This is a genomic window from Candidatus Methanoperedens nitratireducens (genome assembly GCF_900196725.1).
Classification (GTDB): Archaea; Halobacteriota; Methanosarcinia; order Methanosarcinales; family Methanoperedenaceae; genus Methanoperedens; species Methanoperedens nitroreducens_A.
The window spans coordinates 1-20280 of sequence record NZ_FZMP01000112.1 but is presented as its reverse complement, the minus strand read 5'-3'; the positions used below and the strand labels follow the sequence as shown (position 1 = coordinate 20280).

Genomic DNA, 20280 nt, shown 5'->3' with positions numbered 1-20280 from the left:
GAGCCAAATAGGGCGCAGAAACCATGGCTCAAGTAAAACTCACGGATACAACACTGCGCGATGCCCACCAGTCCCTCGTAGCGACACGCATGCGGACACGGGACATGCTTCCCATCGCCGAGAAGATGGACGAGGTGGGATTCTTTTCGCTCGAAGTATGGGGCGGGGCGACATTCGATTCATCGATACGTTACCTGAACGAAGACCCCTGGGAGAGGCTGCGGGCGCTTAAGAAGGCCGTCAAGAAGACGCCGCTCCAGATGCTGCTTCGCGGGCAGAACCTTGTGGGGTACAGGCACTACTCGGATGATATCGTTGTAAAGTTCGTAGAGCACGCGGCTGAGACGGGCGTTGATATTTTCAGGATATTCGATGCCGTGAACGACATAAGGAATATGGAAGTTTCAATCAAGACCGCAAAGCGCGTCGGGGCGCATGTGCAGGGCACGGTATGCTACACCATCAGTCCAGTCCATCCCATTCCGCTCTACGTCAAGATGGCAAAGCAGCTTGAAGGGATGGGATGCGATTCACTTTGCATAAAAGACATGGCAGGTCTTATCTCACCGAAGAACGCCCACGACCTTGTAAAAGCCCTGAAAAAAGAGATCAGCATCCCGGTCGATCTGCACAGCCACTGCACGAGCGGGATGGCTCCGATGAGCTACCTTTTTGCATGCGAGGCAGGCGTGAATATCCTGGATACCGCTTTTTCACCATTTGCCTGGGGTACATCCCAGCCTCCCACAGAAACGACAGTAGCGGCACTTAAGGGAACGCCTTATGACACCGGTCTTGACCTTTTCCTGCTTACGGAGATCAAGAAGTACTTTGAGGATATAAAGGAAAAATATCGCGGTATCCTTGACCCCATTTCGGAGAGAATAGATACGAACGTATTAAAATACCAGATTCCCGGAGGAATGCTCTCAAACCTGGTATCGCAGTTAAAAGAGCAGAACGCCCTTGATAAATATAACGACGTACTTGCTGAGATGCCAAGGGTGCGCGAAGAGCTTGGCTATCCCCCGCTTGTTACGCCCACAAGCCAGATCGTGGGTACCCAGGCGGTACTGAACATACTGATGGGCGAGCGCTACAAGGTCGTACCTAAAGAGGTAAAGGATTATGTCAAAGGCCTGTACGGTCGCACGCCTGCCCCCATAAGCAAGGAGATAATCACGAAAATCCTGGGCAACGAGCAGCCGATCACCTGCCGCCCTGCCGACCTTCTGCCCCCTGAGCTTGATAAGGTCACAAAAGAAGCGTATGCGCTCGGGATAGTCAAAAAACCCGAGGATATACTGACCTATGCCCTGTATCCCGCAATAGCACCAAAGTTCCTGCGTGGCGAGGCAAAGGAAGAGGCTCTTGAGGCTCCAAAACCGAACAACATGAGGGCTGCCTCCGCACTGCCCAGTGAGTTCAAGGTCGAGGTTGACGGCGATGTGTTCGATGTAAAGATCATATCCGCCGGAGGGGGAAGCGCAGCCGCCAGGGAGATGGTGGTTGAACGACCAAAGGCTGTTGATGGCGCAGTTACTGCAAGTATGCAGGGCATGGTTTTGAAGGTAAAGGTCAAAAAAGGCGATTCGGTGGCGAAGGGCGATGTTGTAATGGTACTTGAAGCGATGAAGATGGAGAACAATATCCATGCTCCCCACGCTGGTGCTGTGAAAGAGATACTAGTTAAGGAAGGCAGTACAGTGAGCGCCGGGGATACGTTACTAATCATCGGATAATCTATGTTCAAAAAAGTGCTTATAGCAAACCGCGGTGAAATCGCAATCCGCGTCATGCGTGCATGCAGGGAGCTTAACATAAAGACTGTTGCGGTATATAGCGACGTCGATAAGAACGCTCTCTTTGCAAAGTATGCTGATGAGGCATATCCCATCGGTCCTGCCCCGGCAAGCCAGAGCTACCTGAACATGGACACTATAATCGACGTAGCGCATAAAACCGGCGCAGAAGGCATCCATCCGGGATACGGTTTTCTTTCCGAGAACGAGGATTTTGCAGCAAGGTGCGAGAAAGAGGGGGTAGCATTCATAGGTCCCACAAGCAGGGCTATCGAGAACATGGGCAACAAGATAACAGCAAAAAAAGCGATGGTTGCCGCCGGGATCCCGGTCGTTCCCGGAAGCGATGGCGGTATAAGTGATTTTGATGCAGCCGTGAAAACCGCAGAGAGAATCGGTTACCCTGTGATTATAAAAGCCGCGGCTGGCGGCGGCGGTATCGGGATGAAGATAGTCCGGAAAACCGAGGAACTTGTTCAGACCATCGAATCCACACAGAGGGTTGCAAAGTCCTCGTTCGGGGATGCAACGGTGTTCATCGAGAAATACCTGGAAGAACCGCGCCACATCGAGTTCCAGATACTTGCTGATTCCTTCGGTAATGTGATCCATGTGGGCGAGCGTGAATGCTCGATCCAGCGCCGGCACCAGAAACTGATCGAAGAATCCCCGTCCCCTGTCATGACGCCGAAATTAAGGGAAAGAATGGGCTCGGATGCGGTAAAGGCTGCCGCAGCTATTGATTACACGAATGCAGGTACCATCGAATTCCTTTATTCAAAAGGGAACTACTATTTCCTTGAGATGAACACCCGTCTCCAGGTAGAGCACCCGATAACGGAAGTCGTCACAGGAGTTGACCTTGCAAAGGAGCAGTTAAGGATTGCTGCGGGTGAAGAGTTAAGTTACAGGCAGGAAGATATCAGGCAGATAGGATGGGCGATAGAATGCCGCCTGAACGCCGAGGACCCGCTGAATAACTTCACGCCATCGCCAGGGAAGCTCAGAAGATACCGTTCATCCGGAGGTCCCGGAGTGCGTGTGGACAGCGGCGTGCACACGGGATATACCATAACGCCTTTCTACGATTCGCTCATCTCAAAGCTCACGGTCTGGGGAAGGGACAGGAACGAAGCAATTACCCGCATGAAACGCGCTCTGTATGAATATATCATTGTCGGGGTGACAACCAACATACCCTTCCATAAGGCTGTTATGAATAACGAATATTTCAGGCGCGGTGAGCTTACCACACATTTCATAGAAGACCACAATATCATCGCCGAAGTCGAGAGAGTCGTGGAAGCTGAAAAGGAGAAGGGAGCCACGCTGGCTTCAGCCCTGACTATGGAGGATAAGAAAGTGGCGGCGATAACTGCAGCTGTCGGGGCTTACATACAGACTGCAAAAGACGGCGAGCGCAATGAATATAAGAGATAAAATAAAATATAATATACTTGGGAAGTTGCTCGCAAGAAAAGGTGAACATGTTTCCGGAGAAGAACTTGCTCATGAACTTGCGATCTCAAGGGCAGCAGTCTGGAAACACATCCAGGCATTAAGGGCTGAGGGATATATGATCGAATCATCTACAAATATCGGGTATTCGCTTGCCAGTACGCCTGACCTGTTAACACCGGCGGCGGTTAAGGCAGGGCTTAAGACCCAAATAATCGGAAGAGACATCCAGTATTTTAAGGAGACCAAAAGCACCAATATCATCGCCCGCGAGATAGCGGGCTCGGTCGAGGAGGGGACCGTGGTCATTGCAGAATCCCAGACAGGCGGGCGCGGACGTATGGGACGGAAGTGGATATCTCCTGAAGGCGGGATATGGCTTTCCATAATCATCAAGCCGAAGATACAGCCGCTGTACGCGTCCAGGATAACGCTCCTTGCAGGGGTATCGGTCGCAAAGACAGTCCGCAGTTACGGACTTCCGGCAAAAATAAAGTGGCCAAACGATGTATTGATAAACGGGAAAAAGGTCTGCGGGATTCTAACCGAGATCGAGGCTGAGATCGACCTGATAGATTTTTGTGTTGTAGGAATCGGTATAGATGCGAATGTGGATACCGAATCATTCCCTGAAGAGATCAGGGAGACATCCACTTCCCTGAAAAAAGAGCTTGGCAGCGAGATAAACCGCGTTGAATTCGTTCAGAGGTTGCTTGGGGAATTCGAGTCTCTTTATTTGAAGTTCCAGAAAGATGGTTTTTCACCCATACTCGAAGAGTGGAGGAACATGTCCGCGACCATCGGGGAATGGGTGAAGATCACGACCCAGGCAAGGACGATATACGGTGAAGCGATAGGAGTGGACAGCGAGGGCGCACTGGTACTGGAGACAGGCGAGGGGAAGCTTGAAAAGATTGTTGCAGGGAACTGCGAGCACCTGAGAAGACCATGATAAGGCAGGAATAACAATACTTTTTAATAATAATAAGATGATAATACCCTGCTGATATGAAAATAATTATTGCGATTATGGTAGTATCTGCACTTTTTGCAGGGTGCCTGTCTGAAAAAAATACACAGGAAAAGAAGGATGTGATTCTTGACCTTGAGCCCTCAAGCATCAGTCTCAAGAACGGCGAGGCTAAACAGGTAAAGATACGTGTCAACAACTCCGGTGTCTCAGGCATCAATCCTGTTGTCCGGTTCAACGTGAACTCATCAGACAAACCTTATCTCAATTTCACTCCCGGAAGTTATGATCTCGGCTACCTGCGCCCTGGCGAGGATTCGGGATTCAGGCTCATGGATGTCCGGGGAACTCTTGCCGCAGGCGATGAGATAAAATATCATGCGAGAGCACAGGTGATTTATGATGGCAAGGTTTTTGACAGTAAAGACCTTATTATAATCGTGACGAGGTAATATGCACGAAGAATTAAAAGAGCGTCTCCAGCAGCTCAGGAAGAACTATAACGGAAAAGAGTTCATGGGTATTATCGACCAGGTGAAAAGAGATAGAATAAATGACGATGAGCTGCTGGGGTTAATAGCAGGAATAAGCCAGAAAAGATTCAGGGAAAAAGTTTCTTTCACCCTTAGCGTTCCAATCGGGAACCTGCTTGAGCTTGCCCTTACAATTGCTGCCATAGTCCTGGCTTTCCTGGTAAATTCTGACTGGATGCTTTACATCAGCGCCCTTGTGCTTCTGACGACGCTGCATCCTCTCTCGCATTATCTCGCAGGCACTCTGCTCGGTATCAGGTTCATGCGTTATTACCTCAACGGCCCGGCAAAATTTGAGCCAACGCTGAAGATCGATTATTTCTCATACCTGAAAGCTTCTGCTAAAGCAAGGGCGCTCATGCACGCATCCGGGGTTATCGGGACGCTCATAGGACCTCTTGTTGCTGCTGCTATTGCTCTGAGTAAAGGCGCTTCGGCTGCGGCTTATTATCTCTTTGTCCTGTTCCTGGTGGGGATAGTCTTTGAACTTCTGACTTCTACAAAGATAGGGGATTTGATGCGCGCGAAAAGGGAGTATGGATATAGGTGAGGGCAGATTAAAACAGAATACTTCCAGATAGAGGATAGTTAAAAAAAGGCTTAACGGACTAAATAGATATCATTAATAGATACTAACCTAAACTCATCAGATATGGCAGCCAAACTTGGGAGTGAAGATATAGTCTGGGATTTAACCCCACTTTACAGGGGCATCAACGACGGGAACATTGAAAAGGACATAGAAACCATCAAGAGCCGGGTCGCATCGTTCTCATCAAAATACCGCGGAAAGCTAAAAGACATCTCCCCCACCGAACTTCTCACCTCAGTCACCGAACTTGAAGACATCTCCCGAAGAACCGCGCGCATCGGCTCGTTCGCATATCTCAATTTCGCCACGCAGGCTAACGATGCAGGCTCAAGCGCGTTCTTGCAGAAGTTCCATGAAACCGCAAGCCAGTTCCAGAGAGACCTCCTTTTCTTTGAGCTTGAGTGGGCGTCGCTGGATGATATTATTGCACAGCCGCTTCTTGAAGCTCCTGCGGTCAGCAAATACAGGCATTACCTGGAAAAACTGAGAAGATACCGACCCCACCATTTATCGGAAATAGAAGAAAAACTTCTGGCTGAATTATCCCCGGTCGGGGCAAGTAGCTGGAATAAGCTCTTTGAGAAACTGCTTTCCCAGACAAAGTTCGGAAAAGAAGGCAGGACAGAGGAAGAGGTGCTTTCAGACCTCTATAATCCCGACCGCCAGGTGCGTACAAAAGCTTCAGAGGAGTTCACAGATGGATTATCGGCCCAGCTTCATGTACTTGCGCATATCTTCAACACCATCCTGGCGGATAAGATGATTACGGACCGCCTGCGGAAGTATCCGGACTGGATAAGTTCCATGAACCTTGATAATGAGATAGATGATAAAATCGTTCAGGCGCTTGTGGATGCGGTCAGGAGCAGGTATGACATTCCCCGGAGATATTACAGATTAAAAAAGGCATTACTCCGGCTGGACGAGTTATTCGACTATGATAGATATGCCCCGCTTCCCGTATCTGCAGAAATGGTCGTCCCCTGGGATGAATGTAAAGATATAGTTCTGAGAGCCTACGGTGATTTTTCCCCGCAGGCTGAGGGGATTGCCCGGCTGTTCTTTGACGGAAAGTGGATACATGCCCCTGTTATGCCCGGCAAAAGGGGCGGCGCCTTCAGCGACCCCTCCACGCCTGATGTACATCCATATGTGATGGTCAATTATACCGGGAAAAACCGCGACGTTATGACCGTGGCGCATGAGCTGGGTCACGGCATACACCAGTACCTTGCTGGAAAGGAGCAGGGTTATTTCAACAGCCGGACGCCGCTTGTTACGGCAGAGACAGCTTCGGTGTTCGGGGAGATGCTGGTGTTCAGGTCGCTGCTGGACAGGGCTGCGGACAAAGACGAGAAATTGAGCCTGCTGTGCGTTAAACTTGAAGAAATGTTCGCCACTGTGTTTCGGCAGATAGCCATGAACAGGTTCGAGGATGCTATCCATAGGGAGAGACGCGAAAAGGGCGAACTATCCCGGGAGCGGTTCGGAGAACTCTGGATAGGAACGCAGAAAGAGATGTTCGCAGACTCGGTCACCCTTACGGATAATTACAGGGCGTGGTGGAGTTACATCCCCCATTTTCTTGAAGCCCCGGGATATGTGTATGCCTACGCATTTGGCGAACTGCTTGTGCTTTCTCTTTACAGGATGTTCATGGAAGAAGGAAAGAGCTTCGTTCCCGGATATATGAAGCTGCTTGCCTCGGGCGGAAGTGAGTCCCCCCAGAGGCTGCTTGAAGATTTCGGGATACGGCTGGACGACCCGGGTTTCTGGCTAGAGGGATTAAAGATAATGGATGAAATGTTAAAACAGGCAGAGGAGCTTGTACAGGAAAGCGGGATAGTAAAATCCTGAAGGTTAAACCTATTTTACCTCATCTATATGTGTCATTTCCCCGATATCCAGAAGTATCGACATTTCCTGCGTATTGATATCGATGCCATGCTCCTGCACAAGAGCCATGGGATTGGTGCCTCCGATAACAGCAATACCGAGTTTATCCCTGCCCACCTGGATGCCCAGTATATCGCTGTTGGGTTCCCCGACCTCAAGGATGCATGAGAACCCTGCTTCCACGAGGGAGTCAAGCACCTGCTCTATCCTGTCGCGTGCCGCCATGGGAGCCTCCCGCAGGTTCGCCAGTATCTTGCCTGAGCCGGTATTGACCATTTCGGTTACTGAGGTGAGTTCCTGCGACATCAGTACATCAAGCGGGTCGATGGTCGTACTTTCATACGTTAAAATATCCGTAAACCGCAGCGGTGAACCGTCGTGGATTTCCACAACACCTCCGAATTTGGGTTTGACGGGTACGCCGGATTTGAGCAGTACGCCGTCTATCGTGATGCTGCATGCCGTGGCTATGCCTGTTTTCCCCTTCTCTATTTTCAGGTTCCCGATTTTTTCACCCGAACGGATTATTTTAATGTACGGGCTGACCGAGAGACCGCTGTGTACGGCCTGCCTGATAAGGTTAAGGACCTTCTTGAAGTCAGCCTCATCAACGATTGATATATTGGCTATTATTTTCCCTTTGCGTTGAACAGGGTCAAAGGTGACCTCGTACATCATGCTTTCGATCCTTGAGATTATGAACGTTATATCGGTCATCTTGATTCTTATAATTACAATACGTGATAAATACTTACCGACATCATCATTGGTTTTTTCAAAAGGATAAAGTATTTCAGTCGGGTGAGAGGTGTAGTACCTATGAACAAGCAAGCAGTGATTGATATATTGAGAAAAATCTTCACGTATTACGGTTACAGTATAAATCCGTCGGAAATAAGCGACCTGCTTGCGGAGAAAGATTCGGAGCACCTGTTCATTAGATATGAGCCTTCCACCAATGCCAACAGCATCAGGCATTTCTCAAATAGCGTGCAGAGTTACGGGGGTAAAGGCATACAGATCTCAGAATCGTTTGATGATAAAATCCGCTCTCTGGCTCTTGAAGAGGGGTTAATACTCTGGGACAAGAGTGAGCTTGAATCCAGAGTCGGAAGGGCTGTCTTGGCAGGGGCGCTTGAAGAACCCGGCGAACAGAAGCCAATTAAAAAAGAAAGTATGCCACTGGCTCAGGTTCCCAGAGAAGCGCCAAGAAAAGAGTATGAGAAGACCATCAGGATATTCCTGCGCTCTGTTGCAGTCAACATCGGGAAGGCGGACTCTTTATCGATTGCTGAAACCAAGGTCGGCAAACCGAAGTACCAGCAGTTAAAATTCGTCCCTGTCTGGTATTACAGGTATTCTTTCCAAAGCCAGAAGAAGTTCAAATCAAGGGTTATAGACCTCAACGGCGAGGGCGAAGGTTATATCAATGCGCTCACAGGTGTAAATTCCTTCAATAAATACAAGGATATCCAGGATAATACGCTTGTACCTACCCAGAATTATGAGATAAAGCAGCCAAAAGTCGAGAAAAAGGATGCATTGAACAGGGCTCTGGATGCGGTTATCAGGGAACACACAAAGCAGGTAAGGCTGAACGAGATGATAGGGGATACGATAGTGTTCGAGAACAGGGTATTTTCCCCCGAACCGCAGGACATAAACATGGAAATGGATTTGCTCCATATCCCGGTATGGGAGATAAGAGGTAAAAGCGAGGCTCTGGAGATCAATGGGTACGACGGGAAAGTAGAGTCGGTAAAAGTCTATAATGATGCGGATTTTGTTTGAGCCTGTAATTTTTCAGTAATCTTTTAATCTTATGCCAGACCTTTAGTACGCCGGTGATATTATTCAGGAGTATTCGTTTAAGCGAGGGTTTTCCCAGGATATTGCTCGAGTCGGAGAAGTGCTGAAGAAGAATTTTCCCGCGGAAGTGAAAGAAGAGAACGGTAAACTTACGCTGAGTTACGGCGCATTTTCAAGGTTAGCGGTCTGGGTCGATAAAAAGAAGATGTGTGTCGATTCTGAATCCGGCAAAGGCGCTGCTGATGATGTTATTCTCGATACTAACAGGCGCTACAGGGTTTTTCTTGAAGAGGCGACAGGCTATACTGCAAAGGAGCGCCTTGCAAAAGCCAAAAAAGACGTGCAGGGAGCCTGAATTTGTGGGATGTGCTAAAAAGACCGGATATTCCCGTATGCCTCCGCATCTGTGCGGGCACTGACGGTTCTGTCACACTGCTGCTTGAGCTGCTTACGGGGAAAAAAGTTAAAGTCGTGACCCTGGAGCAGAAAATCATAAAAGCCACGCACGACATTGCAAGGCTTCTGGAAATAGAAGCCGGGGATGAAGTGAACAGCAGGCTTGTGACGCTGAACGCGGAAGGAACAACATATGTGCTGGCAAAGTCCCTTGCGGCTGTTAAAAGAATGCCGCCCGCGGTCAGCAGCGACCTTATGCGTGCGGATATCCCGATAGGCAGGATTTTGCGGGAGCACAAGCTTGAGACCAGGCGGGATATACTGAAAATGGAGATTGTCGGCAGTGATTTCTTCGGAGATATCCCCGTGCTTTCAAGGGAGTACAATATCATCTATAATAACAGGATACTTATGTGGATCAATGAGTGCTTTCCTGTGGATAACAGGTGGGAGATATGAATTCTTCATTCTAAATTGTAAAATAATTTTATAGCTTATTTGAAAATAAACGGATTGTACAGAAGGTTATAAATACCATTATAACATAAGTTTTTCTCACAGGGTATAAAGGGAAAATTTTAGGTTTTACTTATCTCTTGCATTAGCTATAGTTGCGAACAAGAGGAGAGAACCGCTGTAAATAAAAACCCTGGTAAATATACAGATGGCGAAGGAGATGGGAAAAGTGAACAAAAATAGGATTGAATCACTGGTAAGTGAAATAGATATAGAGTTAAGGAAGCTCCCCCCGAATGAGCGGGCAAAGCTTGCAGCAAATCAGGTCAATGTCTGGAAGCGGAAATTCAGGAAAGTTTACTTGAAATACAGGTTTTGCTGATATGGCAGGATATGATATTTTAAACCTGAATGAAAATTCCGATGGTTTTATATATACATATAACAATACAACTTCTTACCGACGGAGTGGGAATTACGTTGTACCCGACCTCTACGTTTATACTAAGATATGGAGGGGAGGACATAATTTCCAAAAGTTAAAATCTTAGATAGTACGGGGGGCAAAGAAAATGGGAGATAAGAATGAAGACAAAATCAAAATACTGTTAGGCGATGTGGATAAAGAGTTCCAGAGACTTAATCCCTATGTGAAGGCAAAATTCGCAATAGAACAGATAAGTGTGTGGCAGCAGAAATACTATGAGGCAAAGAATAAAATCAATAAAGAAGATCTAATCGATGCCACATCTGAGCGTACTGTGATCGGTCAGGATGCTGAATTAGACGCATAATCCGGCTACTTGATTAAGGTCCACATCTGCACAAACGCAGTATATACTCAAATATTATACTGCGATCTTTCCTTCTATTTTTTCGGCAAGTCCGATGATATGATGGACGTTATCAGCTTTCTCTTTTTTATATTTAGCGCTGATCGAAGCAAAAACATTGTTTTTAAAAAATAACAGATTATAAGTTGTCCCGTCGCTCTGCTTTTTCTCGAACAGGACAGAGGCTTCACCTAATGTTTTTGCTTCTATTAACTTACCATAATCGTTCTTTTTTAAATAGTCCACATCAGCCTGGTATGCGCAGTTCGCCCCATCCCTGTGGTGATATGTCGTAATGACCTGTATTATCACGTCTTTTTTATCCTGCAAAAAACAGCTAAAACATCCTTCAGAGAATCCCCAGTTGTTCAGCTCGTCCGTTGTGGCGTAATTAAAACTCAACTCAGGATCTGTTGTGAGCGTGCAAACGTTTTCATAAACCGATTCCATACAGCCGCCGGCTTCTGACTGCGTGAGTGCTATATCGATTGAGCGTCCTGTCATCTCTTTACATTAAAAGTGGAGGTTAGATATGAAGGTATCGCCAATACGTGACAGTTTCAATTCGTGTTGGCAGTTATGCTGATGTGCAACACCTCCAAGTGCGCAGGATATATCTACCCTTCCATTCGGGACGGTTTGCCATTTGCGCCTAATGCTGCGTTTAGTTTATGTCAATTCCATTAATACTTTCACTTTGCTTGCCAAGCCGTTTTAATTCAGCGGGCATTATTGGACTTTAATGAACACGAAAAATAAAGAACTCCGCCACGACAGACATACGGTATCTTTATTGTCCGATCACATTGTATTCGCTCCCAAGTACAGGGGAAAGATACTGGTGGACGATGTCGCAATGATTGCGGAGGGCATTATCTGTAAAACATGTGCGGAAATGGGCATCGAAATAATCGAGATTGCCATAAATCCCGACCATGTCCATATTTTCTTCCGGTATCCTCCAAAATATTCTCTGAGCTATATCGCGAAGAAGATAAAAGGAGTTTCGAGCAAGAGATTACGGGAAGCTTTCCCTCATCTCAAAGAATGGTGCGGAGACCATCTCTGGGCGCCAAGTTGTTTTCATGGAAGCGTGGGAAATGGGTGGGAAGTTGTAAGCAAGTATATTGAAACTCAGGATATACACCATGCAAAAAACGCTATATACAGGCCTCGTCCTTATGTACGGGGTTTGTGACTGAAGGCAATAGGGATAGTGTGCATCATAGGATTTTCTAAAACCAGCATAATAATTGTGGAACTGAATACGGGCACGCCTCTATTACTGGTAATAGCCCCATCCCACTATCAGCTTTTCTCTAATTCTTTCAGGAAGATGTGAACTGAGAAGCCCACACAGTATTACTATGCTCAAGATAGGAACTTCATATCTCATCAGTGTACTGGCAACTACAAGCAGCGCGACTTTGACAATGGTCAACGCTCCCTCAGTTACAATAAGCCATACAAACCCATCCTTATAGAGTTCGCGAACAACCAGAAGCACACCAGAAACCACTGCCATCACAGGAAATGTGGCAGATGCTTCTGCACCTATAACTGCACCTCCATACCATATACTGAAACCGATAAAGTGGAAAAACAATAAAGCAATCTTAATTGGCTGGTCAAAGGGTATTATACTTTTCACTTTTGTTGATTTTGCTTCTGTCATTTCCGTAACACTCCTACCTGATAAAGCCTCCGATGACGAAAATCAAATATAGGGCAACTAAAATTCCACCGGCCCAGCGTGGTATATTCTTGGTCATCATAAAAAGCGAGACCGCAATAACCGTACCGAAGCACAGAGGAAGATAGAACCTCAAGACCTCAGTATCCACTGTGATAGGATTTACCAGAGCTATAATCCCGGCATTAAACAGGAAAAAAGCAAGGATGGAACCAGCTACATTCCCAAAGCTGATCTCAGGTCTTCCTTTCAGCGCTGCTGGAAGCTCTCTTGCAAGCTCCTCGATGCTCACCAGAAATGCAAGGATAGTCATTCCAAAAACAGTATCAGAAAGCCCGAGGCTTGCAATGATGGTCTCAGAACCTGTGACCAGCATTTCGCTTCCAATGATGATAGCTGCAAGCGATAGAAGAAGAAGCCCAAAAGATTTCCATTTGCTTAAGTTTTCAGCTTCCTCCAGCGTTTCGGCAACCTCTCCTGTAGGTTTGATATCAAGCCCTCTTTTACTTAACCGCAGAAGATAGACAATGGAGAGAACAAACCCAAGGAGCAAAAATGCGCCATCCATTCTCGAAAGCTGTCCATCAAAGGCTAATATCCAGAAGATAAGTACTGCCAGAATGGGCACGGCAAGAATCTGCTTTGGGACATGCTCAAACCTCATAGGTGCAACAATTGCTGTTATCCCAAATGCAAGGGCAATCGCAACCATAGCAGCTCCGATGATGGAACCCAGGGCAATTCCTGCTACTCCCTCAAAAGAGCCTACAGCCCCAACAGCAAGATTTTCCGGGTCGAAGCCGATAAAGATGACGCTGATGAGGAATGTGGAAATACCAAATCCTATGGATGCTCCAACAACTCCCTTGACAAGTTTTTCAGCAAAATAGATGACCAGTCCAAGTCCGACAACAAACAGTGTTATGGATACAATTGTGTTCATTTTTTATAACCTCCTTAACTACCCAAAACCTCATCCACAAGTTCTCTAATTTTCATTTTTGACTTTTCCAGCATTTCTGAACCTGCTGGCGTGATTGCATAATATTTCCTTACCTTCCCATTTACGGTTTCCTTTCTACTTTTCAAGTAACCCTTTCTTTCCAGCAGATGAAGAGTGGGATACAGCGTACCTGGACTCAGGGAATAGCCATGCCTTCTCAATTCATCTAAAATTTCTACTCCATAAATCTCTTCTTTTCTGGCATGATGAAGTATATGGACTTTTATAAATCCAAGGAAAAAATCTTTGTCTATCATAATATCAGATTACGATGGTTACCATGTCGGCTTGATTCCCAGGGCCCAGACGAAAAGCCAAGTTATTAAAATTCCAAGTGCAAACACCACATAGTAAGTGCCTATGTGAATAAGAAACCCGGATATCCATTTTTTGTTTACCGAATACTCTATTGCCACTTTGTGTCCGAAATACAGCATTACAAGGTATATGGAGTCAGTAATAGGAATAGACAAGGGCACGACTCCGTTAATCATCCACGTGCTTGGCCAGTAATAAGCATAATAACCAGACGACGTGGAGGCAATCTCTGCTACAAAGCCCAAAGCCAAAAAGACTACAAACAAAATGCCAACTCTCCGCCACAGATGTAGAGCATCAATCTTGTTCTTAAAGCGCAAGCAAAGGATTGTCGGAAGGGCGAAGAACCACCCAAAGGCAGGAAGTAGAAACAAAGGGTAGCGATCAAAGAGCATAGTAAAGCCCTCATTGTATCTAAGAAACAGGCTATATTTATCAGATATATAGTCGAGTGGAAAGACGAGCGACCAACCAATCAAGAGATACCAGTAGTCTCTTTGGTTTTTGTAGCGGACAAAAATAAGGAGAGCAGTGACCGCCCACATTACATAATTGATGAGTTCGTAGTAAAAAGGGTTCATATAGTTTCCTCTTTCTTTTCCCAGCCGAAGAGTCGGTTGTATAAATCGCCAGGGGTTTCTGAGCTGGGGTTATAAGCTCGTTCCAAAAAATCTTTGTCAATCATAATATCAAATTCCGATATCGAGATATGATATCAATGAATTTAAAACTTTCGGTTGAATGGAAAGCTGTTGCGTATGTTGTTCAATAAATGCTGAGATTATTTATATAATATAGCTTACTTGCAAACTTTGCGCCTCTACAAATCGTATTTCCCAGAAGAGAAGTTATTTAATAGACATCATAACGCCGTTTCCTGTCTTCAGGAAGGCGCAGTTCTAATCACGAATGACGGGCATTTTGATAAAAATAAACGAGGAAAAGATAATCGAAGTCTGGGGCATAAGCAAAGCTATTGAGAATTTCGAAATATGAGATGTCTATCTTTTCTATTCCAATACATATCCCGTGCCCCCATCTACTGACAAAAGCTAAAACCACGAATAAACGATAGGAAATACTCATGCACTCACTCTGATGCTCCGCACCTTCCAGTGCGGAGTAGTGACCGAGCCAGCAGTATTCAAAAATGGGAATCCACGTATGGCGCAGCCATACGTGTGTGGCGGATTGACCGGGCCAGCAGTCAGTGCTCATCCCCGATATAGTCCGGATGCTGCCTCAGCACCGGCATCCTGTTCACGACCCAGCGGTAAACCAATATCTCGATGGTCACAACAGCCATGACGACCAGTACTTCTTTCCAAAAGAACAGACCCCTTTCCGGCAGTTTCCAGTTAAAGGCTATCAGGGATATATTGAAACGGTTCATAATAATGCCCAGCATAGTCAATGCTGCGGAGTACTGGACAAGCCTTACGTTCTTCTTCTGGACCCCATGCAGGAACAGGAAGGGAACAATGCCCAGGATAAGTATCTCTACAAGGAACCAGTAGCCAAAGGGCGTATTCAGGTACTTCCATGAGCCCTCGTGAATTACGCTGATCAGGCGCAGCCCGACGTATGTGAACAGGACGAAAGCCGCCGCCCTGCCAAGACCGATTGTAATGTCGTCAAGGTTCGAGAGGTAGTGGGAATCAGCCCTGTCATTCAGGAAAACCTGCGTGAGCCTGGTTACCACGATCACCAGGGCAATCGCGCCTCCTATGGACGAGATGAAAGCCAGCCACGGCAGATATGACGTGTACCATAGCGGGTGAAGCTTTCCCGGTGCAAGGAGGAACATCGCGCTCAGGGCCGACTGGTGAAGCGTGGAAAGCATCACGCCGAATATAGTAAGAGCCAGGGTCATGCTCACGGCTATCTTTCGAACGTTCTTCCAGCCCAGCCAGGCGAGTGTGGAAGGTGAGAACTCAAGGAACTGGACCGAGAGGTAAAGAGCCACATGCCACGCCACAAGGAACATGACCGAGGCTGTGCCGAACGAGATGAACATCGGATAATATATCCTCCATGGTCTTCCCAGGTCGATCATCAGGAATATCACGGCGAACAGGTATCCCAGGAAACCCAGCAAAATGGCATTCTTGACTATAGGCTGGTATTTCTTGAGCCCGAAGATGTACACAGCCGTTCCTATGATAAATCCCGACGCTGAGAAAGGCACGCCGGAAAAGAGCCCCCAGCTCAGGAAAAGTCCCCACGGCTGCTCGTTGGAAGCTTCGGTTATTGTTTCAAGACCGAATAGGAACCGCTGGAATATAAGGAACATCCCGACGGCGATAATAATGCCTGCGACAAAGTTTAACGGCGTGATGAGAGTCTTCAGATATTCTTTCGGGGTAAGACCCATGAAGAATTTTTCACTTAGCCAGTTACTTATTATCTCGGCACCGGTCTCTTCCCTGCCCGGTGTTATCTCGTTCTCTATATATTGTTTTTTTACATACTCACCTGGATATTCGTTCATTGTTCATCCACCTCCTCATCTGGTTTTTCATCATGAGCCGTATGCGACCTGCGGGATGCCAGGTAAAACCCTCCCAGCAGCGCAGGCCATGAAACAAGGGTGAGATTGACCATAGACAGGAAATCCTTGGTGTACTTTGGATACGATGTCGTCCCTATATCCATCTGGAAGTCAAGCTGAGAGAAAGGAACACCTGAGATATACAGCCAGCCTGTTCCACCTGCCTCATGTTCACCATAGATGTGGTCGATATACTTATCCGGATTATCCCATATGCGGAGCCATGCCTGCTTGATAAGATCGCTTCTCTTACCGAACGTGATCGCTTCCACAGGGCATGCCTCGGCGCATGCCGGGATAATGCCCTTTGTTATCCTGTTCTGGTAGCACATGAAACATTTCTGTATTTTCGGATCAAATGCGCTTGAATACTCAAAGGCAGGGACATAGAACGGGCAGGCTATGATGCAGTACCTGCATCCGATGCACACCTTATCGTTCCAGGTCACCGGTCCTTCCGGGGATTTCTTAAGCGCGCCTACAGGGCAGGCGGAAGCGCATGCCGGCTCATCGCAGTGCATGCACTGTACTTTACGGTAAACTGTTTTCCCATTCACTTCGTAGCGGTTGACCGCTGTGTAAGACTGTACGTCAGCCACATAGGGTTTTCTTTTCTCCTCAAAGACCGAAGTATCTTCAAACGATGTTTTCGGAGGTGAAAGCTTATTGGCTTTATTGCACGCAGCTTCACAGCGGCGGCAGCCGATGCACCTTGTCATGTCCGAGAGCATTCCAAGACGATCCGGGTTGCCCTCAAAATCCTCGGCAGCTTTTACGCTATTCCCCGCGACACTCAGGGCAATGAGCGAGCCCCCGATCCTCAGGAAATTTCTTCTGGTTACCATATTTTATCCTCCTCCCGACGGCTTGTGGCATCCCTGGCATGTATTACTTGCGCGTCCTGCATGGTCGGCAGGCACCGCTGCAGCGCCTGCGATGCTTTTTGTATGGCACCGGAGGCAGTTGTCATGGTACACTATCTTAGCCTCCTGCCCTCCTCCCGGAATTCCATCTGCATGGCATCCGGAACAGGTTTCCCACGTAAGCCCGTGGGGACGGTCGGGAGCAGAAACCGCCAGGGAGCCGGGAGCCCCTCCATCATGGCAATGGGTACAACTCTCCGGGCCATTGAATAACTCCTTATGGCAGTCCATGCACCTCTGATGGTAGGCAGCCTTAAGACCAGGCTTACTTGAATTCTGGGGGTTAAACGGAGCACTGTGGCAATCTTTGCATGCACGGACCTCGTTCCCGCTGTTGTGATGGCAGGTTGAGCAACTTACTTTATCGCTCATTATCCGGTGGAATTTCACCGCAGGTCCGTAGGTTATTGAGAGATATTCCGGGTTACTGACATTAAGCCAGTTATCCGGGTTATGTGCTGCGAAAGTGGCAGGGCTGCCGTTACTGTAATACTCCGGGATTGCAGATTCCGGGATGGTGGTGCTGACAGCAGGCTCCCGGCTGCCGTTCGTGGCAAGTACAACAGCAGCTCCGCTGAAGACCAGGGAAAGCGGGATAGCGACTGAAACAATCTTTTTTGCTTCGATCTCCCTGTTGTGCACCAGTATCCAGAACGCGATAAATCCCAGACAAAATGCAACGACTATAAGATATTCTACTCCTTTTACGAATGTTATGTTTTCAAGCAATGTTTTCATCTTACTCACTCCCTCCTGTATTTTTCCCGCTCAACGGTTTTTTGATCTCTTCTCCTGTTATCATTAACTTCTATGGCACTCGTATTACCACCTCACAAAAATTATCACCATGTGATAGCAATTTTTTGATCTCAAGTTCCGCACTGTTCCCGAAAGCGTAGCTCATTGCCCCTTTGAAAGTCTCCCGTATGGCATGACAGACGCAGGTATCGAATGTGCTCCCCTCGGCAACGATATTGCATTTCCTGACCGTGTACAGCAGGCTTTTCCCTTCCAGTTTCCATTCGCTATCCCTGTGGAGTTTGGAATCGATGATTTCCAGAGCTTTCTGGAAGTTTGTCAGTTCCCAGTTCCTGACATTGTTCTCCTTCTCGTACTCCTGCAGCAGGGACCTGCCCATCCTCCTGCCAAGAAATGTCAGGGATAATGGTATGTCCGGAATGTTTTTCAGCCCTTTCAGGAAAGCCATGAACATTATCAGGTCCTGGTCTACCCTGCTGTTGCTGATCTTGAGATTGCTTACGATTTCATTGATCTTTATGCCCACATCAGGTCTGTGTGTCAGCACAATCATATTGGCTGTCGACTTGGCATCGTACAGGTGACCGTTGGCTTCCAGCAGCGTGGTAATGCTTTTTTTCAGTTTTTCTATTACATCCTTATTTCTATAATTGTGGAATAATATTATGTTCTCCCTGTCAATCTCTACCCTGTCCGTAACCCTTGATGCCTCATAAACTTCCTTTATCAGGGAGAGCATTTCTTTTAGCGGAATCTCTTGCAGTGGTTTTTTAGCAAGGGTCTCTATCGTTATTTCTCCCATTGGCACTTTACCTGCCAGTAAGTCCTCAAAGTAATTCCTGTGGACAGTGACCATATTGTAATTGCTCAGAAGATGTCCGCTGATTACGGCTCTCCAGAAAGCCGGGCGGCTTTTTATGGCTTTTATTACCTCGTTCATCCCGCCAAAAAAAGTAATCAGGCTGTTCTGTGCATCTTTTTTATTCGATCTGGATAACTCGACTTTTATGCACCCGTCCGAGCTAAAAACAGATTTAATCTCAAGGGGTGCATGCTCGGGTGAATTCTTTACCAGGTACTGGGCAAGCGTCCGGGCGGCGAACTTTATTTTTTGGGCAGCGCCTTTTATTTCTATCAATACTTCAGAGGGATAGGTATCGTTATCACATTTCAGGGCGAGGTTTATATCCCACTCAAGCTCACCGAACCTGCGGTTAAGATGTTCTTCAAGTTTTTGCATTGAATTTATCAGCATGGGATCAATCAGGTCATCCAGTATTTTTTCGGGCACCAGCATCCCGTCGGTCTCGTTCAGCATCCATTTGAACAGTGAATTGTCTATTATTTGCAGGTTCTTGAGGGTACTGTATTTCCCTGCCCGGTCGATTATCTCCCTGATCGCAGCACTGAAATTGCCGTTGTGTTTTTCAACATAGGGTCCCATCTTTTCAATGCAGTCGTTATCAAGGGAGATGTGCCTAGTGACAATCATTGGTTCCCACTACTCCCGTTTTACCCCGTTGCTGAGTTCTTTTAACAGCAGTTCTTTTTCTCTCTGGAGTTCCATTTCCCTGCGAACCAGCGCCCTCATTGCTTCGTTTGGTTTGATGGATACCATGATTCTGTTCTTTCTGTCTTTCACATGTTCCCGCAGCCCGTAGGCAAGAAGTGCAATACCCGCCGCCGGGATAAGGAACAGCCACCCTGCAACAAAAGCGAGGAACATCCCGGAGGGAAGGAAATAAGCCGCTCCTGCGATAGTCCCACAAATGGCAGCCGCAACATACTTGATCCAATATTTCATATTTGACCACCTTCTTTAGTCAAGACTATCTAATGTCAAGGCTAAAAGAATATTTGACAAAAATTTAGCAAGATAAGCCAATGAATAGCATATTATGGCATAGAACAGCAAATAATGCCAATCAATGGCATAAAATTGGCATAAATGCCAAAAAAAAGTCAAAAAAAAGTATCTTCAGGCAAGCGATAACAGACCGATTGATGGCTTTAATCGTTAAAATATGCTATTATGTTGCAATTGATGCCAGGCTCCTGCCATTATTGACATACTCCTCAGGGCATCCGTACAATCACCTCGCAAAAACTATCGCCGTGGGTTAATAAATGCTTAATATTCAATTCCGCCTTATTCCCGAAAGCGTAGCCGAGCGCCCCCTTGAAGGTTTCCCTTGCTATATGGCAGACATATGTATCGAAGGTATCGCCCTCAGTAGTGATGTTACATTTCCAATTGTAATAGAACACGGATGACACGGATTGGACGG

Annotated in this window: 24 protein-coding genes; 12 read left to right on the top strand and 12 right to left on the bottom strand. The window is 46.9% G+C overall.

Going from position 1 to position 20280, the window contains the following annotated elements; translation table 11 throughout:
- The first annotated feature begins 23 nt into the window (after positions 1-23).
- The 6 genes from oadA to MNV_RS08015 all read left to right on the top strand — a co-directional run bounded on the left by oadA (position 24) and on the right by MNV_RS08015 (position 7212).
- The gene (gene oadA / locus MNV_RS08040) at positions 24-1742 is read left to right on the top strand and encodes a sodium-extruding oxaloacetate decarboxylase subunit alpha (protein ID WP_096205071.1); all 1719 of its coding nucleotides are present in this window, start codon (positions 24-26) and stop codon (positions 1740-1742) included.
- 3 nt (positions 1743-1745) lie between these two features.
- Positions 1746-3242, top strand: coding sequence for an acetyl-CoA carboxylase biotin carboxylase subunit (locus MNV_RS08035; protein ID WP_096205070.1), 1497 nt, complete (start codon positions 1746-1748; stop codon positions 3240-3242).
- A complete protein-coding gene (locus MNV_RS08030; protein WP_096205068.1) occupies positions 3226-4212 on the top strand; it encodes a biotin--[acetyl-CoA-carboxylase] ligase in 987 nt (328 codons plus the stop codon). The genes MNV_RS08035 and MNV_RS08030 overlap by 17 nt, the downstream gene beginning before the upstream one ends.
- A gap of 56 nt (positions 4213-4268) precedes the next feature.
- A complete protein-coding gene (locus MNV_RS08025) occupies positions 4269-4682 on the top strand; it encodes a hypothetical protein (RefSeq protein ID WP_096205066.1) in 414 nt (137 codons plus the stop codon).
- Position 4683: 1 nt separating this feature from the next.
- Positions 4684-5313, top strand: coding sequence for a hypothetical protein (locus MNV_RS08020; protein ID WP_096205064.1), 630 nt, complete (start codon positions 4684-4686; stop codon positions 5311-5313).
- A 102-nt stretch (positions 5314-5415) separates the two neighbouring features.
- Positions 5416-7212, top strand: a complete 1797-nt coding sequence (locus MNV_RS08015) for a M3 family oligoendopeptidase (RefSeq protein ID WP_096205062.1) — start codon at positions 5416-5418, stop codon at positions 7210-7212.
- 9 nt (positions 7213-7221) lie between these two features.
- Here the strand turns inward: MNV_RS08015 and MNV_RS08010 are convergent, their stop codons facing one another.
- Entirely contained in the window at positions 7222-7968 is a 747-nt protein-coding gene (locus MNV_RS08010; protein ID WP_096205162.1) for a DUF128 domain-containing protein, read from the bottom strand.
- Positions 7969-8070: 102 nt separating this feature from the next.
- Between MNV_RS08010 and MNV_RS08005 the strand changes: the two genes are divergently transcribed.
- The 5 genes from MNV_RS08005 (at position 8071) to MNV_RS07990 (ending at position 10706) form a co-directional block, all read left to right on the top strand.
- Entirely contained in the window at positions 8071-9042 is a 972-nt protein-coding gene (locus tag MNV_RS08005) for a hypothetical protein (protein WP_096205061.1), read from the top strand.
- 58 nt (positions 9043-9100) lie between these two features.
- Positions 9101-9415: a DUF5611 family protein gene (locus tag MNV_RS08000; RefSeq protein WP_306453631.1), complete on the top strand. Its 315-nt coding sequence runs from the start codon at positions 9101-9103 to the stop codon at positions 9413-9415.
- A gap of 11 nt (positions 9416-9426) precedes the next feature.
- Complete coding sequence (locus MNV_RS07995; RefSeq protein WP_306453630.1) at positions 9427-9915, top strand: chorismate--pyruvate lyase family protein; 489 nt, start codon at positions 9427-9429, stop codon at positions 9913-9915.
- 226 nt (positions 9916-10141) lie between these two features.
- Positions 10142-10294, top strand: a complete 153-nt coding sequence (locus MNV_RS19510) for a hypothetical protein (protein WP_179293871.1) — start codon at positions 10142-10144, stop codon at positions 10292-10294.
- A 190-nt stretch (positions 10295-10484) separates the two neighbouring features.
- Complete coding sequence (locus MNV_RS07990) at positions 10485-10706, top strand: hypothetical protein (protein WP_096205057.1); 222 nt, start codon at positions 10485-10487, stop codon at positions 10704-10706.
- A 54-nt stretch (positions 10707-10760) separates the two neighbouring features.
- Here the strand turns inward: MNV_RS07990 and MNV_RS07985 are convergent, their stop codons facing one another.
- The gene (locus MNV_RS07985) at positions 10761-11249 is read right to left on the bottom strand and encodes a hypothetical protein (RefSeq protein WP_096205056.1); all 489 of its coding nucleotides are present in this window, start codon (positions 11247-11249) and stop codon (positions 10761-10763) included.
- A gap of 238 nt (positions 11250-11487) precedes the next feature.
- On the opposite strand from MNV_RS07985, the gene tnpA reads away from it, so the two are divergent.
- Positions 11488-11943, top strand: coding sequence for an IS200/IS605 family transposase (gene tnpA, locus MNV_RS07980; protein ID WP_096205054.1), 456 nt, complete (start codon positions 11488-11490; stop codon positions 11941-11943).
- Between the two features lie 84 nt (positions 11944-12027).
- Here the strand turns inward: tnpA and MNV_RS07975 are convergent, their stop codons facing one another.
- The 10 genes from MNV_RS07975 to MNV_RS20160 all read right to left on the bottom strand — a co-directional run.
- Entirely contained in the window at positions 12028-12420 is a 393-nt protein-coding gene (locus tag MNV_RS07975) for a hypothetical protein (RefSeq protein ID WP_096205053.1), read from the bottom strand.
- A gap of 13 nt (positions 12421-12433) precedes the next feature.
- Positions 12434-13381, bottom strand: coding sequence for a sodium:calcium antiporter (locus tag MNV_RS07970; protein WP_096205051.1), 948 nt, complete (start codon positions 13379-13381; stop codon positions 12434-12436).
- Between the two features lie 14 nt (positions 13382-13395).
- Positions 13396-13698: a PadR family transcriptional regulator gene (locus MNV_RS07965; RefSeq protein ID WP_096205050.1), complete on the bottom strand. Its 303-nt coding sequence runs from the start codon at positions 13696-13698 to the stop codon at positions 13396-13398.
- 18 nt (positions 13699-13716) lie between these two features.
- The gene (locus MNV_RS20165; protein WP_218837946.1) at positions 13717-14025 is read right to left on the bottom strand and encodes a hypothetical protein; all 309 of its coding nucleotides are present in this window, start codon (positions 14023-14025) and stop codon (positions 13717-13719) included.
- A gap of 941 nt (positions 14026-14966) precedes the next feature.
- A complete protein-coding gene (nrfD, locus tag MNV_RS07955; RefSeq protein WP_096205047.1) occupies positions 14967-16250 on the bottom strand; it encodes an NrfD/PsrC family molybdoenzyme membrane anchor subunit in 1284 nt (427 codons plus the stop codon).
- Positions 16247-17155, bottom strand: coding sequence for a 4Fe-4S dicluster domain-containing protein (locus MNV_RS07950; RefSeq protein ID WP_096205046.1), 909 nt, complete (start codon positions 17153-17155; stop codon positions 16247-16249). Before MNV_RS07950 ends, nrfD begins: the two co-directional genes overlap by 4 nt.
- A 3-nt stretch (positions 17156-17158) precedes the next feature.
- Complete coding sequence (locus tag MNV_RS07945) at positions 17159-17971, bottom strand: cytochrome c3 family protein (RefSeq protein ID WP_096205044.1); 813 nt, start codon at positions 17969-17971, stop codon at positions 17159-17161.
- Between the two features lie 70 nt (positions 17972-18041).
- Complete coding sequence (locus MNV_RS07940) at positions 18042-19484, bottom strand: hypothetical protein (protein ID WP_096205043.1); 1443 nt, start codon at positions 19482-19484, stop codon at positions 18042-18044.
- 9 nt (positions 19485-19493) lie between these two features.
- Positions 19494-19796: a hypothetical protein gene (locus MNV_RS07935; protein ID WP_096205041.1), complete on the bottom strand. Its 303-nt coding sequence runs from the start codon at positions 19794-19796 to the stop codon at positions 19494-19496.
- 272 nt (positions 19797-20068) lie between these two features.
- Positions 20069-20280, bottom strand: a 212-nt coding sequence (locus tag MNV_RS20160; RefSeq protein WP_218837945.1) for a hypothetical protein, incomplete at its 5' end; no start/stop codon positions are given.

Coding starts and splice junctions, on each gene's coding strand:
- MNV_RS07970 (WP_096205051.1), bottom strand. CDS start 13,381: ATGAACACAATTGTATCCATAACACTGTTTGTTGTCGGACTTGGACTG.
- MNV_RS08025 (WP_096205066.1), top strand. CDS start 4,269: ATGAAAATAATTATTGCGATTATGGTAGTATCTGCACTTTTTGCAGGG.
- MNV_RS07975 (WP_096205053.1), bottom strand. CDS start 12,420: ATGACAGAAGCAAAATCAACAAAAGTGAAAAGTATAATACCCTTTGAC.
- oadA (WP_096205071.1), top strand. CDS start 24: ATGGCTCAAGTAAAACTCACGGATACAACACTGCGCGATGCCCACCAG.
- MNV_RS07935 (WP_096205041.1), bottom strand. CDS start 19,796: ATGAAATATTGGATCAAGTATGTTGCGGCTGCCATTTGTGGGACTATC.
- MNV_RS08010 (WP_096205162.1), bottom strand. CDS start 7,968: ATGACCGATATAACGTTCATAATCTCAAGGATCGAAAGCATGATGTAC.
- MNV_RS08015 (WP_096205062.1), top strand. CDS start 5,416: ATGGCAGCCAAACTTGGGAGTGAAGATATAGTCTGGGATTTAACCCCA.
- nrfD (WP_096205047.1), bottom strand. CDS start 16,250: ATGAACGAATATCCAGGTGAGTATGTAAAAAAACAATATATAGAGAAC.
- tnpA (WP_096205054.1), top strand. CDS start 11,488: ATGAACACGAAAAATAAAGAACTCCGCCACGACAGACATACGGTATCT.
- MNV_RS08005 (WP_096205061.1), top strand. CDS start 8,071: ATGAACAAGCAAGCAGTGATTGATATATTGAGAAAAATCTTCACGTAT.
- MNV_RS07990 (WP_096205057.1), top strand. CDS start 10,485: ATGGGAGATAAGAATGAAGACAAAATCAAAATACTGTTAGGCGATGTG.
- MNV_RS07965 (WP_096205050.1), bottom strand. CDS start 13,698: ATGATAGACAAAGATTTTTTCCTTGGATTTATAAAAGTCCATATACTT.
- MNV_RS08030 (WP_096205068.1), top strand. CDS start 3,226: ATGAATATAAGAGATAAAATAAAATATAATATACTTGGGAAGTTGCTC.
- MNV_RS08035 (WP_096205070.1), top strand. CDS start 1,746: ATGTTCAAAAAAGTGCTTATAGCAAACCGCGGTGAAATCGCAATCCGC.
- MNV_RS07950 (WP_096205046.1), bottom strand. CDS start 17,155: ATGGTAACCAGAAGAAATTTCCTGAGGATCGGGGGCTCGCTCATTGCC.
- MNV_RS07945 (WP_096205044.1), bottom strand. CDS start 17,971: ATGAAAACATTGCTTGAAAACATAACATTCGTAAAAGGAGTAGAATAT.
- MNV_RS07940 (WP_096205043.1), bottom strand. CDS start 19,484: ATGATTGTCACTAGGCACATCTCCCTTGATAACGACTGCATTGAAAAG.
- MNV_RS07985 (WP_096205056.1), bottom strand. CDS start 11,249: ATGACAGGACGCTCAATCGATATAGCACTCACGCAGTCAGAAGCCGGC.
- MNV_RS08020 (WP_096205064.1), top strand. CDS start 4,684: ATGCACGAAGAATTAAAAGAGCGTCTCCAGCAGCTCAGGAAGAACTAT.